This is a genomic window from Bradyrhizobium sp. 40 (genome assembly GCF_023100925.1).
Taxonomy (GTDB): domain Bacteria; phylum Pseudomonadota; class Alphaproteobacteria; order Rhizobiales; family Xanthobacteraceae; genus Bradyrhizobium.
This window is the reverse complement of record NZ_CP064688.1, coordinates 1296628-1313021: the sequence shown is the minus strand read 5'-3', so window position 1 is coordinate 1313021 and position 16394 is coordinate 1296628. Positions and strand designations below refer to the sequence as shown.

Genomic DNA, 16394 nt, shown 5'->3' with positions numbered 1-16394 from the left:
CCGTGCCAATCGCGGCGGTGCGGCGGCATTCCCAAGGTCAATTCGTGCGATCGCCTGCGGTTAACGTTTCGTTAACCAAACCCGCCCACCGTAGATCTACGGCTTGGGGGTCGTTTGTTCTCGATCCGCTTCCAAAGACGGAAGCGGGCGTTGATCGGGGAGTGTGTCGATGACCACTGTTCACGTCGCTGCGTCCGAACCGGGCGCATATTTCCTTTCACCGAACCAGATCGTTCCGCTGCTGATCGGCGCGACCGTCGACGAGGTCGAGCGTGAGCTCGTGCTGCAGACGCTCGCGCGCTGCGACGGCAATCGCACGCGCGCCTCGCGCGTGCTCGGCCTCTCGGTGCGCACGCTGCGCAACAAGATCAGGCTCTATGCCGCGTCCGGCATCGAGGTGCCGGCCTATCACGACTAGCGCGCGACGTGCGGCCGATTGGTGTTGATCATGCGCAGGCGCGGGCCCGGGCGGAATTGCCGCTGTCGTCAAACGCCGCTAATTAGCTTGCTTCCGGTTGAGGGAGCAGCGGCGTGGCAGACGAACAAAAACGGCAGGGACCTCAGGGACCGCGCGGACGGCAGGGCGAACCGGGGCGGCCGGGACCGCAGGGTCATCCGGGCAAGCGCGGGCCGGATGGCGCGCGCGGCAAGCCAGGACCTCAGGGCAAGCCGGGGCCGATCGGGAAGCCCGGACCTCTGGGCAAGCCCGGTCCGCAAGGCAAGCAGGGCGAAGCCGGACCGCGCGGGGCGGCCGGTGCATCGGGACCTGTCGGACCGCAAGGGCCGGCGGGGCCGCAAGGCCCGCGCGGCGAGGCCGGGCCGCCCGGCCCATTGCCGTCGATCGAGCAGGTGCTGCCGTGGCTCGATCAGCTGTTCGACGCCTGGGACGAGCGGCGCCGCCAGCGCGAGCATGAAGCTGCCGAGCGCGAGGCGCTGGAAGCCGCCGTGCAGGAGACCGACGACGCGCCCCTCGGTGACGAAGACGAGGACAGCGAAGGCGATCACAGGAAAAAGAAGAAAAAGAAGAAACACGGCCACAAGGAGTGACAGACGAATCTATTTCGTCCCATTCTCGCGTCGTGGCAGCATGCCCATGCGCTCGAATTGCCAGCGCATGGCGCGGTACCAGAGATAGCCGACCGCTGCGCCGCACAAGGCCAGGATCACGACGTTCGCGCTCGAGAACGAGCCGCTCCACCACGTCATCCACGCGGTCCACAGCAGCGTGAAGACGATGGCACCTGCTTTCAGCGGAAGAAGAGGGCGGCTCATGGTCGTGCTCCCGGGTGTCAAAGGCCCGGCGAACATCATCGCGCGTTGAGACCGTTTTCACCGTGAGCCAGGTCACGGAACGGACGCGCGAGCCGCCTAACCGAACCGCAGCCGCGAGCGTTCCTTGGCCTTTTCCGCCTCGACCTCGCGGTCGCGCGCCGGGACATGGGTGTGCAGCGACGTCAGGAGTTTTCGCGCAGCCTCCGAGACCTCCGCCACCGCACGGTCGAAGGCCGCCTCGTTGGCCTGCGACGGCTTGTTGAAGCCGGACAGTTTTCGGACGAACTGGAGCGCGCTGGCGTGGATCTCATCCTCCGTCGCCTCCGGCTCGAAGTTGAACAGCGTCTTTATGTTGCGGCACATGCAGTCTCTCCTGACCTTTCCCTCAAGGACGACCGGCGAAAACGAAATCCTACATCCTTCCGCACAGTTCTGCTAAGTTCCGCCGCAACGCGGCCGCCGACCAGAGCCGCACGGGGGAAATAGACATGAAAGCTTCCTGCGCGGCGCTGTCAGCCATTCTGTTGTCCGTCTCTTTGTCGGCCATCTCGACATCCGCATGGGCGGCCGATTATCCGGCGCCGAAACAGGGCGACTGGGTCGCCAGGGATTTCAAGTTCCACACCGGCGAGACCATGCCGGAGCTGAAGCTGCACTACATCACGGTCGGTGAGCCGAGCGGCCAGCCCGTCCTGGTGCTGCACGGCACCGGCGGCTCGGGCGCGAGCATGCTGTCACCCGCCTTCGGCGGCGAGCTGTTCGGCGCGGGGCAGCCACTGGATGCCTCCAAATACTACATCATCATCCCCGACAATATTGGCCATGGCAAATCGTCAAAACCGTCCGACGGGATGAAGACGAGCTTCCCGAAATACGATTACGACGACATGGTCGAAGCTCAGTATCGCCTGGTGACGGAAGGGCTCGGGGTCAAGCATCTGCGGCTGGTCATCGGCAATTCGATGGGCGGCATGCACACCTGGCTGTGGGGCGAGAAATATCCGAAGGCGATGGACGCGCTGATCCCGATGGCCTCGCAGCCGACCGAGATGGCGTCGCGCAACTGGATGCTGCGGCGGATCATGCTCGACACCATCCGCAGCGACCCCGACTACAACGGCGGCAATTACACCAGCCAGCCGCGCATGATGAAATACGCCATCACCGCCTACGGCATTGCGAGCATCGGTGGAACGCTGGCCTATCAATCGCAGGCGCCGACGGCGGCGAAGGCCGACAAGATCGTCGACGAGCGGCTGGCCATGCCGATCACGGCAGATGCCAACGACTTCGTCTACCAGTGGGAGTCCTCGCATGACTACAATGCCGGCGAGAAGCTGGGGGCCATCGAAGCGCCGCTGCTGCTGATCAATTCAGCCGACGACGAACGCAATCCGCCTGAGACCGGCATCACGGACGCTGCGATGACGCGGGTCAAGAACAGCAAACTGTATCTCATCCCGGCAAGCACCGAGACGCGCGGCCACGGCACCACCGGAAACGCCAAATTCTACAGCGAGCAGATCCAGCAATTTCTGCAAGCCGCGCCGCAGCAAACGATCGAATCTGCGCGCCGCTGATTTTGCATCGCATCAACGGTCGTCTAGCCCGCATATTATTTGAGCATGCATTACGCTGACGGCTCGGGCTTAATTGCGTCGATGTCCGAATCGACGCGTGGGAAAATCGCGCGCCAACGGCACGACACGCGATGAGGAGGATCGCATGCACAGGCTCGCACTGTGCGTTTGGCTCGCGGCACTGACGGGCGCCGCGTTCGCGTTCGACAACGGGCAATATGATCACGTCCCGCCCGACATCCGCGCCTGGTTCAAGAGCGTGATCGCACCGAACGGCGTGCCCTGCTGTGACGTCTCCGACGGCCATCGCACGGAGTACGACGTGCGCAGCGGTGCCTATTGGGTGCCGATCGAGGGACAATGGATGGAGGTGCCCGAGCGCGCCATCATCCGCGACCGCGGCAATCCGGTCGGTCAGGCCGTTGTGTGGTACGTCCGTCACCGCGGCGCCGTCATCATTAGTTGCTTCGTGCCGGCCGATGCGGTGTAGCGCGCGATAGCGCCTCGGCGCCGCGCGTGCTAGTTCGGCCGATGGCTCCTGCGAACGACAGAACGCGCGCGGTCATGCGCTTTGTGCTGGCAGCGTTTTACATCGTGGCCGGCATCGCGCATCTGCGGGTCCCCGACAAGCTGCTTGCGATCACGCCGGCCTGGGTTCCGTTTGCAACACAGTTGATCCTCATCACTGGCGTTTGCGAGATCGCAGGAGCGGTTGCGCTGGTGACGAAGCCGCTGCGCTGGTGGGCAGGCGTTGCGCTCGCGCTCTATGCGCTTTGCGTGTGGCCGGCCAACATCAAGCATGCCCTGGAGGGCATCGACCTTCCACCCATCCCCAACAGCTGGCTCTATCACGGGCCGCGGCTGGCGCTGCAGCCGGTGCTGATCTGGTGGGCTTTGTACTGCGCTGGCGTGATCGACTGGCCGTGGCGGCGTGACAAGGGGGATAGCGATCGCGCCGGGAGATGATATTCTCAGACATTCCACCAAGGAGACCTTCGTGACTGATCTTTGCGCCGAAGACCTCGCTACCATCTATGCCCAGCCGAGCCCGCGCGTAATCGCGAAAGCGCGCCCCGCGATCGATGCGCACGCGAAGAAATTCATCGAGATGTCGCCGTTTTGCGTGCTCGCGACGTCGGGAGCCGATGGCAGCGTGGATGCCTCACCACGCGGCGGCGGCGTTGGCTTCGTCCACGTCGCCGGCCCCAACCAGCTGCTGATGCCTGATCGCTCCGGCAACAACCGGATCGACAGTTTTCGGAATGTGGTGGAGGGCTCGGGCTTCGTGCATCTGTTGTTCTTCGTCCCCGGCATCGACGAGACGCTGCGCGTCGGGGGCCGCGGCACGCTGTCGGCCGATCCGGACCTGCTCGCCTCGATGGTGGAGTTTGGCAAGGCGCCGCGCGCGGTGCTGAACGTCGCCGTCAGCGAAGTCTATTTCCACTGCGGCAAGGCACTGATGCGCTCAAAGCTGTGGTCATCCGAGAAGGTGCCGCGCTCGGTGATGCCGAGCATCGTCGAGGTGGTCCACGAGCAGACCGGCCTTGGTGAGCCGCAGAGCCAGGAGATCGTGGAAGAGCTCTACAAGACGCAGTTGTAGCTGGCGTCCTGGACTGCCGTCCCGGCCTGGCGCGCAATTGTGCATCAGACCGGCACGGAGTTTGTGGCAGCGATTACGCGCCGAACTAGTGCCCCTCGCCCTCGAGCCCGCCAACGTGCTTCTGGGTATAGAGTTCGAGGCCGATGCGGCCGATCAGGTCGAGCTGGGTCTCGAGGAAGTCGATGTGGTGCTCCTCGTCGCTCATCAGTTTCTCGAACAGGTCGCGTGTCACGTAGTCCTTGACGCTGTGGCAGTAGGTCGCCGCTTCCTGGTAGAGCGCCCGCGCGCTCATCTCGGCGGCGAGATCGCATTCGATGATCTCCTTGACGTTCTGGCCGATACGCAAGGGATCGAGCACCTGCATGTTCGGGAAGCCGTCGAAGAACAGGATCCGCTCGGTGAGCTTGTCGGCGTGCTCCATCTCCTCGATGGACTCCTTGCGCCAGACCTTGGACATGTCCCGCAGGCCCCAATTGTCGAGGAAGCGGTAGTGCAGCCAGTACTGGTTGATCGCAGTCAGCTCGTGACGCAGTGCCTTGTTGAGATAGTCGATAACTTTTGCGTCGCCCTGCATGGTTCACTCCAGCTCTTGCAGTCCAAATCGGCCGTAAAACCGAATTTAGAACGCTTCTAAATGAGTTTGAAGACTGGGGCAACCGGCTACGGGGACGCAGCCGGGGAAAAGCTCAGTCAGGGTTGCGGAAGATTTCAGCAGGCCGCGAGGGCGAACTCGGCCGGCTGGGCCGTCTCGTCATTGGCGGCCACAGTGTGATTGTGCGGACAGCCGGAGCAGCAGGACGAGGCACAGGGGCCGAGCGCTTCATCGATGATGGTCTTGATGGTCCGGGCGCAGCGGCCGCATTCGGCGCTACAGCCGAGACATCCATAGACCTGCTTGGCATGGCGCACGGCGTCGTCGGACTCGGCGACGGCGGCGCGGATGTCGTCATCGCTCAGCACGTTACAGGAACAAACGATCATGGAAGCGGCAGGCCCTTTGGTGATGCGCCATCATCGATATTTAAGGGGCCGGCCGGATGCAAAAGGAAAAAGCGGAATTTGAAGCTATTCCAAACTAGCCCGGAAACAGCCTAGAACGGCTCTAAAACAGGTCCTTGCGCTGTATCAAGATTGCGGCGGATCTAGTCGCCTCCGCCGCCTCCACCATCGCCGCCGCCCCCGCAATCTCCGCCACTACTGCCGCCATCGCTGCTGGAACAGCTGCCGCCGTCGGTCGAACTGCCGGAACTGTCGCTGGAAAACCAGCTCCCCAAGGAGAAGCCGTCGCTCGTGCCCGCGGAGGTGTCGCCACCGCTATTGCCGCTGGCCCCGGCGCGGGAGCGCCGCTGGCCGCGGTTCTGGAGATGGGTGATCCAGCCGTAGCCGATCGCGACGACGATCCCGGCAGCGATCAATGCATTTATCATCGCGTTGCCCATCATCGCCCTCCCCTGGCAGAGCTGCGGTCCATGTTAATTGGTCGCCCCGGGCAAAGGTGCCGTTCATTGATCATTCAATCGAAGTATGGAACTTTACCCCAAAGAGTTCCCGCGTGTTTTGCTCGAAAGGTCAGTCAATGAAGAAGTCGCTCCTGGCAATCGCTGCCGTCGCCGCTGTGGCCCTTAGCGCCGCTACACCAGCCCAGGCGCAACGCGGCGTTGCCGCGGGCGTGGCAGCCGGAATCATCGGGGGCGCCATTGTCGGTGGGGCGCTGGCCTCTCCGTACTATTACGGGCCCGGCCCTGGCCCCGGCTACGCATATGGTCCGGGATATAGCCCGGGCTACTATCCGCCGCGCTACTACGCGCCGGGCCCGGGCTACGTCGCCGACGACTATTACGGCAACGGCTGCGTCTGGCAGAAGCAGCGCTTCTGGGACGGTTATGCCTGGCGCGTCCGCCGCGCCAGAGTCTGTGGCTGAAGTCGCCCCAAGCCGGTTCATTCCAGATGCGCCGTTCATCTAGGGGCCTGAAAAAGACCGCTTTTTCTCGTCACAGCTCCGTGCGCGTTTACCGCGGATTGACCATTTGCGCGCTTCCTAGCTGCAAGGCCAATTCCATCAGAGTCTGCGTGAACCTTTGAACCCCGGGCGCTCCTAACAAGGAGCATCCATCTCTCAGGAGAGCCAAGAGTATGAAGAAGACTTTAGTTGCCGCCCTCACGGTTGCGACGATCGCCGGTTCGCTGGTGACCGCTACGCCATCCGCCCAGGCCCATGACGGCGTCGGCGTCGGCATCGCAGCCGGCCTGATCGGCGGCGCGATCGTCGGCGGCGCAATCGCATCGAGCCGTCCCGCCTATGGTGGACCGGTTTACGTGGCCGAGCCCGGCCCGCCGCCGCCGCCCTGCTACTGGCAGCGCCAGCGCTACTGGGACGGCTACGGCTGGACCGTCCGCCCGGTTCGCGTTTGCTACTGATCTGATCGCATGGCGCACATGAGCGCCGCGATCGAAGCCCAGCCGAGCACCTCGGCCGGGCTTTTTTTCTTTTAGCTGGCCCTGTGCCTACGGCGCCGCCTGGATCGAGCGCAGCACCTCTTCGCTCGGCCAGCAATCGACCTTGAGGCCTGCGGACTTCTGGTAGGCGCCGAGCGCAGCGCGCGTCTGCATGCCCGCCTTGCCGTCGATCTTGTCCTTGTAGAGCCCCGCGCGCGTGAGCCCGCGCTGCATCGCCTCGACATCCCTGGTTCGCAATTGCTTCGAGGCAGACCACGGCGTCGCGAACGGTTGCGGGCTCGTCATGCGGTCGGCGAGATGGCCGACGAACAGCACGTAGAGATCGGAGAAATTGTATTCCTTGATGACGAAGTAGTTCTTCGTGGTCAGGAAGGACGGGCCGTAGATGCCTTCGGGTTGCAGCAGCGAGGCCGGCTGGGCCTGCTCGGCGGCAGTGAGCTTTTGTCCACGCACCGGCACAAAGCCTTCGCGCAGCCACTGGCCGATCGGCTTCGTCACCTCGGGCACGCCGGCGGTGCAATCGGCCTTGGCCGGTGCCTGTACCTCGTAAGCCCAGCGCACACCGCTCTGCCAGCCCTTGTTGACGAGCTGCTGCGCGGCGGAAGTCAGCGCATCCGGCACCGAATGCCAGATGTCGATGCGGCCGTCGCGGTCGAAATCGACGCCGTGCTTGTAATATTCGGACGGCAAGAACTGCGTGAGTCCGGTCGCCCCGGCCCACGACGAGCGCATGTCCTTGCGGGTCACCACGCCGTCGCCGAGAATTTTCAGCGAGAGGATGAACTCGTTGCGATAGGTGTCCTTGCGGCGACCGACATAGGCCTGCGTCGCCAGCACACGGACGAGATCGTAGGGCAGTGTGTAGCGGCCATAGTCGGTCTCGCGGCCCCAGATCGCCAGCATGACGGTGGCCGGCACGCCGGAGCTTTTCTCGATCTCGGTCAGCGCCTGACGATATTTTTGCAGCAGCCGCTGCCCCTCGCCCGCAAGCCGCGCGATCGAGGCTTCCCTGACATAGTCCGCCGGCACCTGCACGAACTCGGCCTGGGACGGCGCCCCGGTCGCGGGCCGCCCCGGCAGGATCAGATCCGGCAGCCTGTAATCCGGCTCGAGCCCGCGCGTCTCTCGCTCGAACGTCGCGCGCGACACGCCGGCGGTCTCCGCCTCCGGCCACAGCGAGGCGATGAACTGCGTGAAGGCGGCATCAGCGGCGCGGGCGGGCGACAGGCCGCAGGTGATAGCGATCACCGCAGCTATGAGCACCCGCCGCATCATGCCGAGATCACCGCGTCAGCTTCTTGTACTTCACGCGGTGCGGGATGATGCTGTCCTGGCCGAGCCGGCGCATCTTGTCCTTCTCGTAGTCCTGGAAGTTGCCCTCGAACCATTCGACATGGCTGTCGCCTTCGAAGGCCAAGATGTGGGTCGCGATACGGTCGAGGAACCAGCGATCATGGCTGATGATGACGGCGCAGCCGGCAAAATCCTCCAGCGCCTCTTCGAGCGCACGCAGCGTGTCAACGTCGAGGTCGTTGGTCGGCTCGTCGAGCAGCAGCACGTTGGCGCCGGATTTCAGCATTTTCGCAAGGTGCACGCGGTTGCGTTCACCGCCGGAGAGCGCGCCGACTTTCTTCTGTTGGTCGGCGCCCTTGAAGTTGAACGACGAACAATAGCCGCGTGAATTGACTTCCCTCTTGCCGAGCAGGATCAGCTCGTTGCCGCCGGAGATCTCCTCCCACACGTTCTTGCTGCCATCGAGCGCGTCGCGCGACTGGTCGACGTAACCGAGATGAACGCTCTCGCCGACCGTGATGGTGCCCTTGTCCGGCTGTTCCTGCTTGGTGATCATCCTGAACAGCGTGGTCTTGCCGGCGCCGTTGGCGCCGATCACGCCGACGATACCGCCGGGCGGCAGCTTGAAAGTGAGATCGTCGATCAGCATGCGATCGCCGAAACCTTTGCTGAGCCCTTCGAAGTCGACCACGTTCTGACCTAGGCGCTCGGCCACCGGAATCGTGATCTGCGCGGTCTGTGTCTGCTTTTCGCTCGCCTGCTTCAGGAGCTCGTCATAGCGCTGATAACGCGCCTTGGATTTGGCCTGGCGGGCTTTCGGCGAGGACGCGATCCATTCCTGCTCGCGGGCGAGCGTCTTCTGATGCGCAGCGTCCTCGCGGCCCTCCTGCTCGAGCCGCTTCTGTTTCTGCTGCAGCCAGGACGAGTAATTGCCCTCGTAGGGAATGCCCTTGCCGCGATCGAGCTCGAGAATCCAGCTCGTGACGTTGTCGAGGAAGTAGCGGTCATGGGTGACGATCAGGATCGCGCCGGGATAGTTGCGCAGATGGCCTTCCAGCCACGACACCGATTCCGCGTCGAGATGGTTGGTCGGTTCGTCCAGCAGCAACAACTCAGGCTGGTCGAGCAGCAGCTTGCACAGTGCGACGCGACGGCGCTCACCGCCGGAGAGTTTCGACACGTCGGCATCGTCGGGCGGACAGCGCAGCGCATCCATGGCCTGGTCGACCTTGCTGTCGAGATCCCAGAGGCCCTGGGCCTCGATCTCGTCCTGCAGCTTGGTCATCTCGTCGGCGGTCTCCTCGGAGTAGTTCATCGCCAGCTCGTTGTAGCGATCGAGGATAGCCTTCTGCTTGGCAACGCCCAGCATGACGTTCTCGCGCACGCTGAGTGCCGGATCGAGATGCGGCTCCTGCTCGAGATAGCCGACGCGGGCGCCCTGGGCGACCCAGGCCTCGCCGTTGTACTCCTTGTCGAGGCCGGCCATGATCTTGAGCAGCGTCGACTTGCCCGAGCCGTTGACACCGAGCACGCCGATCTTGGCGTCCGGGTAGAAGCTCAGATGGATGTTATCGAGCACCTTCCGGGTCGGGTAGCTCTTGGTCAGGCCCTGCATGAAATAGATGAACTGGCGCGCCATCGGTCCCGAAAACCTTCGATTTGAGGAAATTTGCTTGCCGCCGATGTAGCGATCCCGCCCCCAAAGGGCAATGTTTTCCCTCCGTTCACCACGGACGAATACGGGACGGACACCATCCCGCCGCCGATCCGGACAATTGAAACCATCTTTTAATAAATCAGGCCAAAGCTCGGTTTTGCGCGGAAACAGCGCCACCCGCTCAGAATGAACGGGGAGCATAGCGAGACAGCGTCATGGCCATGATCGAGACCCATTCCCTTCCCGTTCCGGCGGAAGCCGGCAGCGCCTCCGCATTTGCCTCGGAGATCAAGGGCTTCTGGAAGCGCTTCTTCGCCACCGCTTTCAATCCCTACCGGCCCGAACTGCACTACATGCGCGGCCCCGGCCCCGCCTGGCGTGCCAAGCACGGCATGAATGCGCCGTTCCGGCTCAAGCCCCGCGACCTCTGAGCCTTTATCAGCTGTCGGATTTTTGAAGACGCGAACGGCTTGCGCACGGTCCTGATTGCGCGCAACCATGGCCTGGTTCCACCTCTCGCCATGGAAGAACGCTGTTGATGCGGCTGCGCTGTGCAATTCTGGACGACTATTTCAACCTCGCCCTCGACGTCGCCGATTGGCAAAGCCTGTCCGACCGGATCGACGTCACCGTGTTCAGCCACCCCTTCGCCTCCGAGCAGGCCGCGGCGAGCGCGCTGGCCGATTTCGAGATCGTCTGTGCGATGCGCGAGCGCACCGCGTTCCCGAAGAGCCTGTTCGAAAGCCTGCCGAAGCTGAAGCTGCTGCTGACATCAGGCATGCGCAACGCCTCCATCGACATGGAGGCCGCCAAGGCGCGCGGGATCACGATCGGCGGCACGCAATATTCGCGCGATCCGACTGCGCCCCTCACCATGGGCTTGATCCTGGAACTGACCCGCGGCATCGGCCGCGAGAACGCACGCATGCATGCGGGCGAGCCTTGGCAGGCCTTTGCCGGCGTCGAGATCGAGGGATTGACGCTCGGCGTCGTCGGGCTCGGCAAGCTCGGCAGCAAGATGGCTGATATCGCGAAGGCGTTCGGCATGAACGTGATCGCCTGGAGCCCGAACCTGACCCCGGAGAAGTGCAAGGACGCCGGCATCGGCTACGCCACCAAGGAGGAGCTGTTCTCCAAGGCCGATATCGTCAGCATCCATGTGGTGTTGAGCGAGCGCTCGCGCGGGCTGGTCGGGGCTGCCGATCTCGCGCGGATGAAGCCGACGGCCTTCCTCGTCAACACCGCGCGCGGGCCGATCGTTGACGAGCAGGCGCTGCTCGAGGCGTTGCAGCAGAAGAGGATTGCAGGCGCCGGCATCGACGTGTTCTCGGTCGAGCCGCTGCCGACGGACCATCCCTTCCGCAAGCTCGACAACCTCGTGCTGACGCCGCATCTCGGCTATTCCACCGAGGACGGCTTGCGCATCCATTACGGCCAGATGGTCGAGGCGATCGACGCCTTCACCAAGGGCAGCGGGCTGCCGCGGAAGCTGGCCTAAGCCTCAGGCCGCCGTGCGGTGGCCGGCGGGCTGCCGCGCTGCATCGGCAAAGGCGTGGCGCCAGGAGGCATGCGCCGGCAGCCAGCCGAGCTCGCGCTTGGCCTTGGCGTTGGATGCTCCGCGCACCTCCGTCATCATCGCAACCATATGCTCGCCCGCAAGCAGGCGCCCGAGCCAGGCGGGAATGTGACGCGGCGGCTTGACACCAAGCAATTCGGCCAGCGCGGGCAACCAGTCCTTCACCGGCGCCGGATGGTTGTCGACGATATTGTAGATGCTGCCGGCGCGTCCGCATTCAAGCGCGGCGAGCGTGGCAGAGGCGGCATCTTCGGTGTGAATGAACGACCACGTGCCGCCGCCATCGCCGATCACAGGAACACGCCGGTGGCGCAGCTGGTCGATCATCGCCGGCGAGAGCGTGCCCGTACCTGGTCCATAGAAGAATCCATAGCGCAGCACGATGCCCTCCGGCTTCGTCGAAGCGGTGACGCTTCGCTCCAGATACCGGATCGCCTCAAGCGTGCGTCGCAGCTCTCGCGGCGGATGCGGGTCAAGTTCATCGGTCTCGGTCTTCACCGTTCCCCCGGCGCGACTGAAGGTCCAGCCGCAGAAGCTTTGCGCGATGAAGCGCCTGGCGCCGGCCTCGCGTGCGGCATTCAGCAGAATGTCGGTTCCGCGGGTGCGGAGCTCGTTGGTTCGCGCGAAAGCCCGATCGAAATGCCGGAGGTCCGTGGCGGCCGCGAGATCTGTGATCTGGTGGATGACGGCGTCGGGCTTTGCCGCAATCACCGCAGCGCGCATGCTGTCGGCATCGAGGCCGTCGGCGACGATCGGCTCCGCACCCAATCGCCGCACAAGATCTGTTTTTGCCGCACTCCGTGTCGTGCCGATCACCGAATAACCCGCGGCGACCAGCGCCGGAACAAGATACTGGCCGACCGCGCCGGTCGCGCCCGCAACAAAGATGCGCATCCTGTGCTCCTCAATTCGTTGCAATCCTCCCGGACGTAATCGAGGTGCGGAGCGGTTCAAGCAAGGCACGCGCATACGCAAGCGAGACATGCGCGCATGCGCCAAATGATGACGGCGCGTGACCGAAGGCCACGCGCCGTCATCAGATCAATTCTTGCTAGATCAATTCTTGCGAGGCCAGTTCAGCGCACGGTGACGGGCGCGGGCAGCGGCGGCACCACTGTCGGCTGGGTGCCTCCGACCGGGCCGGCCTGTGCGGCCATCGGAGCGGGGCCGGCAGCGCCGGGCACGGGCGCGGCGGATGCGGTCGCAGTTCCCGGCGGCGGACCACCCGGCATCACGACCACGCGGGTGCCGACCTTGACGCGATCGAACAGATCGGAGACGTCCTCGTTCAGCATGCCGATGCAGCCGGAGGACACGAACTTGCCGATGGTCGAGGGCTGGTTGGTGCCGTGGATGCGGTAGACGGTCGAGCCGAGATACATCGCGCGGGCGCCGAGCGGATTGCCGGGACCGCCGGCCATGAAGCGCGGCAGATAAGGCTGGCGCTCGATCATTTCCGTCGGCGGATGCCAATCCGGCCACTCGGCCTTGCGAGTGATCTTCTGCACGCCGGTCCAGGTGAAGCCGTCGCGGCCGACGCGGACGCCGTAGCGGATCGCACGGCCGTTGCCGAGCACGTAATAAAGGTAGGTATTCGGGGTATCGACGATGAGCGTTCCGGCCGGCTCCTTGGTCGCCAGCGAGACTTCCTGGCGGCGCAGGTTCTGCGGCAGCTGCGCCGGGGCAGCGTCAGGCTGCTCCTCGGGCGGGAGCGAGGCGATCGCCATCGGCCGGCCGTCGGCACCCACGGGCGGCTGCCCGGCCTGGACCGTTCCGGTCGCGCCGGGACCACCGACAGCCTCGGGCGGACGCAGGCCGTCACTGCCGGGCGCCTGAGCCGGACGATCGGCGTAGATCACCGCGGGCGGGCCGGCAGGGCGGCCGTAGCGCGGATCGTCGGGGGATGTCACGGGCCCCTGCGGCGGCGCGGCCGAGTAGACGGGGGCGCCGGCGGGACGGCCATAACGGGGATCATCGGGCGACATCACCGGCCCCTGTGGCGGCGCGGCGGAATACACCGGGGGAGCGCCGGGCGGACGGCCGTAGCGCGGATCCGGGCCGGGCGGCGGCAGCGCTGCCTGCGGCATCGAATCGTCTTCATCGTCCAGCGCGTCGAAACTCGGCGCGCGGTCGCCGGGCCGATATTCGGCCGGCGCGCCATAGCTCGGCGCCTGCTGGACCGGATAGCTCTGGGCCTGCGCGAGCGAGGTTCCCGCCGCAGCGACTGTTGCGGCAGCGCATATCGTCAGAAAATGTTTGATCATCATCGCTCTTGTATAGTCCCCGGGCCCCGTCCGGACCGTTAACGGCCAGATGACGGAAGATAGCGGCACATTCAAGACATGACAGGCGGATTTGTGCCTGATTTGCCGATTTGTGATCCGCAAGACTACCGTTGCCTGCTTGCATCAGGGGACGAAAATCAGCCCACGCCCGAGATCGCAGGAGTCGCCGGCTCCGTTTTTTACGGAACGGCGCGGAATCGTTGCGGTATGTTCGAATCAGCCTGATTCGCCTCCGCTTTGAGCTTCGATCCCCGCGTGGCGAACGCGGCAAGCAGTACCGTCACCGCGTTCAGATGGCTCATGGGCCCTGGCCACTTCGCCGCCGGGGCGGAAATTCGCAATCCCTCGATGCTTCCCGGCTTTCGCTTCCTGTTTGCCGCGATCCTGCTGTCAGCCTCCATCCTGGTGTTCGGCCTGGGCGCCGCCGCGCTGCTGCGGGCGAGCCACGAGCAGTATGTCAGCAACCCCTCTTGGCGGAATGGTCCGCAGGAGCAGGTGTTTGCACAGGCTCCCGAGCCGGCCCTGCCGGTGCTCGCGGTCCTGCGCGCCGAGCCGGAAGCAGCCACCGATCCGACACCGTCGCTGCGCGATCAAGTCCCGACCATCGCGCTGCCGATGAGCGAGCCCGAGCCGGTCGTCGCGCTGACAACCGAGACCGACGGTCAGCCGCAGGTCGCTGCACCTCCGGCCGACGTCCCGGCCGAGCCGGCCAATGTCGAGGCCGAGACCAAGGCCGAGAGGACGATGGACGCCGCGGCGCCGGCCTCAAGCAACACGCTGACTCCGGCCGACGCCAGCGCATCCATCGCCGAGACCAAGGCTGTTTCGATCGCTCTCACGAGCAAACCAGCACCTGCCGCCCCCAGCGGAGCCCCGGCTTCGTCCACGTTCGACATGGCGAGCGCGAAGTTCGCCGCATTGAACGACCCGGCGACCACGGCCTGGAAGGATCCGCCGGCGAAAGCCAAGGCCGACTCTAAGGCCGACAGCGGTTCGCCGGAGAGCAAGGCGACCAAGCCGCGGGCGCATCGGGTGAAGAAGCGCCGCCGCATTGTCCGGCGTCCGCCGCCGCCGGTTCAGCAACTCGATCCGTTCGGGCAGCCGCAACCCACGCTCGCCGCGACGACGACCGCGCGCGCACGTCAGTAGGGTTACGCTGGCCCCGTCGCGATCGGCGGTCCCTTTTCCTGCCCCCATTCCGACCACGAGCCGTCATAGAGCGCGGTGTCGGTGATGCCGAGGCGATAGAGCGCGAGCGTCAGCACGCCGGCAGAGACCCCGGAGCCGCAGCTCGTCACAATCGGGGCATCGAGCTTGACGCCGGCGCCCGTGAAGGCGGCGCGGAGATCATCGAGCGGCTTCATCGTGCCGGTAGCGGCGTCGAACAGAAGATTGTAGGGCACGTTGCGCGCGCCCGGGATATGGCCGGAGCGAATGCCCGCGCGCGGCTCCGGCGCCCGTCCCTCGAACCGGTCGGCGGCGCGCGCGTCGATCACCTGCTCGGCACGGCTTTCGACGTTGGCGATCAATTGCTGCATGCTGCGCACGCGCTTGGAATCGTAGCTCGCCTTGAATGTCGCTGGCTTCGGCTTCGCCTCGCCGCTCTCGACGGGACGCCCCTCGGCGCGCCACTTCTTCAGGCCGCCATTGAGGATGCTCACATTGCTATGGCCGAAAGCCAGGAACATCCACCAAGCGCGGGGAGCAGCGACCCAGCCGCCGGCATCGTAGATCACGACGGTGTCGGCATTGGAGATGCCGAGATGACCGACGTCGTGGCCGAACTGCTCGGCGCTCGGATACATGTGCGGCAGCGGGTTGGAATGGTCCGAGACCGCGTCGACGTCGAAGAACACTGCGCCTGGCAGATGCGCGGCGAGGTAATCATCCTTCGGCAATGGCAGCACGCCGGGCAGCTTAAAGCTGGCGTCGAGCACCTTGACGTTGGCATCGTTGATGTGGGCGGCGAGCCATTCGGTGGAGACGAGGGGATCGGTGGTCATGCGAGGTCTTTCTTGTCATTCCGGGCTAGCGCAACGTGAGCGAGGTTGAAGCAGTGTGCATCCAACTCCGCTGTCATCGCCCGGCCAGTGCGCAATTACGCACTAGGAACGGGCGATCCAATATTCCAGACGCGATTGCGATTGGGCCGAAAGGCCGCCGCGTACTGGATTCCCCGTTTTCGCGGGGAATGACGCCGGAGATTGGAGCGGCAGCGCAGCACCCTCACCCCTTCTTCTTCGGCTCCCACTGTTGGGTTGGCCCGCCGGCGTCGCGCCAGGCGGCGTAGCCGCCGGCGATGTGGGCGACGGGTTTGAGGCCCATGTCCTGCGCGGTCTTGGCGGCGAGCGCGGAGCGCAAGCCGCCGGCGCAATGGAACACGAACTTCTTGTCCTCCTGGAACACCGGCTTCGCATAAGGGCTCTGCGGATCGATCCAGAACTCGAGCATGCCGCGGGTGCAGGCGAACGCGCCCGGGATGCGGCCGTCGCGCTCGATCTCGCGGGGATCGCGGATATCGACGATGACGACGTCGCCGTTCTTGGAGATCTCGATGGCGTCCTTGGCGGTGAGCGTCTCGATCTCGGCATTGGCCTCGTCGATCAGCGCCTTGATGCCGCGGGTGATGGTCTGGGGCACGTGGTTCTCCCTCTTGTTGTCATTCCGGGGCGCG

General features: G+C 64.8%; 22 protein-coding genes. 11 read left to right on the top strand and 11 right to left on the bottom strand.

What is annotated here, in order from left to right; translation table 11 throughout:
- Positions 1-169: 169 nt before the first annotated feature.
- A complete protein-coding gene (locus IVB40_RS06160; protein ID WP_027519697.1) occupies positions 170-418 on the top strand; it encodes a helix-turn-helix domain-containing protein in 249 nt (82 codons plus the stop codon).
- A gap of 113 nt (positions 419-531) precedes the next feature.
- On the top strand, positions 532-1047 hold the full coding sequence (locus IVB40_RS06155; RefSeq protein WP_247818363.1) for a collagen-like protein: 516 nt from the start codon (positions 532-534) through the stop codon (positions 1045-1047).
- 9 nt (positions 1048-1056) lie between these two features.
- On the opposite strand, the gene IVB40_RS06150 is transcribed toward IVB40_RS06155, so the two are convergent.
- Both IVB40_RS06150 and IVB40_RS06145 read right to left on the bottom strand, forming a co-directional pair.
- The gene (locus IVB40_RS06150; protein WP_018454140.1) at positions 1057-1272 is read right to left on the bottom strand and encodes a hypothetical protein; all 216 of its coding nucleotides are present in this window, start codon (positions 1270-1272) and stop codon (positions 1057-1059) included.
- Between the two features lie 96 nt (positions 1273-1368).
- A complete protein-coding gene (locus tag IVB40_RS06145) occupies positions 1369-1635 on the bottom strand; it encodes a DUF2277 domain-containing protein (RefSeq protein ID WP_247401621.1) in 267 nt (88 codons plus the stop codon).
- A gap of 125 nt (positions 1636-1760) precedes the next feature.
- Here IVB40_RS06145 and IVB40_RS06140 point away from each other — a divergent pair, with 125 nt between their 5' ends.
- The 4 genes from IVB40_RS06140 to IVB40_RS06125 all read left to right on the top strand — a co-directional run bounded on the left by IVB40_RS06140 (position 1761) and on the right by IVB40_RS06125 (position 4452).
- Positions 1761-2852: an alpha/beta fold hydrolase gene (locus tag IVB40_RS06140; RefSeq protein ID WP_247818362.1), complete on the top strand. Its 1092-nt coding sequence runs from the start codon at positions 1761-1763 to the stop codon at positions 2850-2852.
- Between the two features lie 145 nt (positions 2853-2997).
- Positions 2998-3342, top strand: coding sequence for a hypothetical protein (locus IVB40_RS06135; protein ID WP_247358549.1), 345 nt, complete (start codon positions 2998-3000; stop codon positions 3340-3342).
- 41 nt (positions 3343-3383) lie between these two features.
- The gene (locus IVB40_RS06130; RefSeq protein ID WP_247358547.1) at positions 3384-3818 is read left to right on the top strand and encodes a DoxX family protein; all 435 of its coding nucleotides are present in this window, start codon (positions 3384-3386) and stop codon (positions 3816-3818) included.
- Positions 3819-3849: 31 nt separating this feature from the next.
- The gene (locus IVB40_RS06125; protein WP_247287917.1) at positions 3850-4452 is read left to right on the top strand and encodes an MSMEG_1061 family FMN-dependent PPOX-type flavoprotein; all 603 of its coding nucleotides are present in this window, start codon (positions 3850-3852) and stop codon (positions 4450-4452) included.
- An 85-nt stretch (positions 4453-4537) separates the two neighbouring features.
- Here IVB40_RS06125 and bfr read toward each other — a convergent pair whose 3' ends face one another.
- The 3 genes from bfr to IVB40_RS06110 all read right to left on the bottom strand — a co-directional run bounded on the left by bfr (position 4538) and on the right by IVB40_RS06110 (position 5894).
- On the bottom strand, positions 4538-5026 hold the full coding sequence (gene bfr / locus IVB40_RS06120; RefSeq protein WP_007600720.1) for a bacterioferritin: 489 nt from the start codon (positions 5024-5026) through the stop codon (positions 4538-4540).
- A 134-nt stretch (positions 5027-5160) separates the two neighbouring features.
- A complete protein-coding gene (locus IVB40_RS06115; RefSeq protein WP_027570626.1) occupies positions 5161-5433 on the bottom strand; it encodes a (2Fe-2S)-binding protein in 273 nt (90 codons plus the stop codon).
- A 161-nt stretch (positions 5434-5594) separates the two neighbouring features.
- Positions 5595-5894: a hypothetical protein gene (locus IVB40_RS06110; RefSeq protein ID WP_247430944.1), complete on the bottom strand. Its 300-nt coding sequence runs from the start codon at positions 5892-5894 to the stop codon at positions 5595-5597.
- 134 nt (positions 5895-6028) lie between these two features.
- Here IVB40_RS06110 and IVB40_RS06105 point away from each other — a divergent pair, with 134 nt between their 5' ends.
- Positions 6029-6373, top strand: a complete 345-nt coding sequence (locus tag IVB40_RS06105; protein ID WP_247358544.1) for a hypothetical protein — start codon at positions 6029-6031, stop codon at positions 6371-6373.
- Positions 6374-6585: 212 nt separating this feature from the next.
- Positions 6586-6870, top strand: a complete 285-nt coding sequence (locus IVB40_RS06100; protein ID WP_007613695.1) for a hypothetical protein — start codon at positions 6586-6588, stop codon at positions 6868-6870.
- 87 nt (positions 6871-6957) lie between these two features.
- On the opposite strand, the gene IVB40_RS06095 is transcribed toward IVB40_RS06100, so the two are convergent.
- Both IVB40_RS06095 and ettA read right to left on the bottom strand, forming a co-directional pair.
- Positions 6958-8184 carry a lytic murein transglycosylase gene (locus tag IVB40_RS06095; protein WP_247818361.1) on the bottom strand — a complete coding sequence of 409 codons (1227 nt, stop codon included), beginning with the start codon at positions 8182-8184 and terminating at the stop codon, positions 6958-6960.
- 7 nt (positions 8185-8191) lie between these two features.
- Positions 8192-9841, bottom strand: coding sequence for an energy-dependent translational throttle protein EttA (gene ettA / locus IVB40_RS06090; protein ID WP_027519709.1), 1650 nt, complete (start codon positions 9839-9841; stop codon positions 8192-8194).
- Positions 9842-10074: 233 nt separating this feature from the next.
- Here ettA and IVB40_RS06085 point away from each other — a divergent pair, with 233 nt between their 5' ends.
- Positions 10075-10290: a hypothetical protein gene (locus IVB40_RS06085; protein ID WP_027519710.1), complete on the top strand. Its 216-nt coding sequence runs from the start codon at positions 10075-10077 to the stop codon at positions 10288-10290.
- Positions 10291-10394: 104 nt separating this feature from the next.
- Positions 10395-11357: a D-2-hydroxyacid dehydrogenase family protein gene (locus IVB40_RS06080; RefSeq protein ID WP_247818360.1), complete on the top strand. Its 963-nt coding sequence runs from the start codon at positions 10395-10397 to the stop codon at positions 11355-11357.
- A 3-nt stretch (positions 11358-11360) separates the two neighbouring features.
- On the opposite strand, the gene IVB40_RS06075 is transcribed toward IVB40_RS06080, so the two are convergent.
- Together IVB40_RS06075 and IVB40_RS06070 are read right to left on the bottom strand one after the other, a co-directional pair.
- Complete coding sequence (locus IVB40_RS06075) at positions 11361-12329, bottom strand: NAD-dependent epimerase/dehydratase family protein (RefSeq protein ID WP_247818359.1); 969 nt, start codon at positions 12327-12329, stop codon at positions 11361-11363.
- Positions 12330-12511: 182 nt separating this feature from the next.
- A complete protein-coding gene (locus IVB40_RS06070; RefSeq protein ID WP_247287909.1) occupies positions 12512-13699 on the bottom strand; it encodes a L,D-transpeptidase in 1188 nt (395 codons plus the stop codon).
- A 321-nt stretch (positions 13700-14020) separates the two neighbouring features.
- On the opposite strand from IVB40_RS06070, the gene IVB40_RS06065 reads away from it, so the two are divergent.
- Entirely contained in the window at positions 14021-14869 is an 849-nt protein-coding gene (locus IVB40_RS06065) for a hypothetical protein (protein WP_247432823.1), read from the top strand.
- Between the two features lie 2 nt (positions 14870-14871).
- On the opposite strand, the gene sseA is transcribed toward IVB40_RS06065, so the two are convergent.
- Together sseA and IVB40_RS06055 are read right to left on the bottom strand one after the other, a co-directional pair.
- Complete coding sequence (sseA, locus tag IVB40_RS06060) at positions 14872-15723, bottom strand: 3-mercaptopyruvate sulfurtransferase (RefSeq protein WP_247818358.1); 852 nt, start codon at positions 15721-15723, stop codon at positions 14872-14874.
- 223 nt (positions 15724-15946) lie between these two features.
- A complete protein-coding gene (locus tag IVB40_RS06055) occupies positions 15947-16360 on the bottom strand; it encodes a rhodanese-like domain-containing protein (RefSeq protein WP_018454122.1) in 414 nt (137 codons plus the stop codon).
- Between the last annotated feature and the right edge of the window lie 34 nt (positions 16361-16394).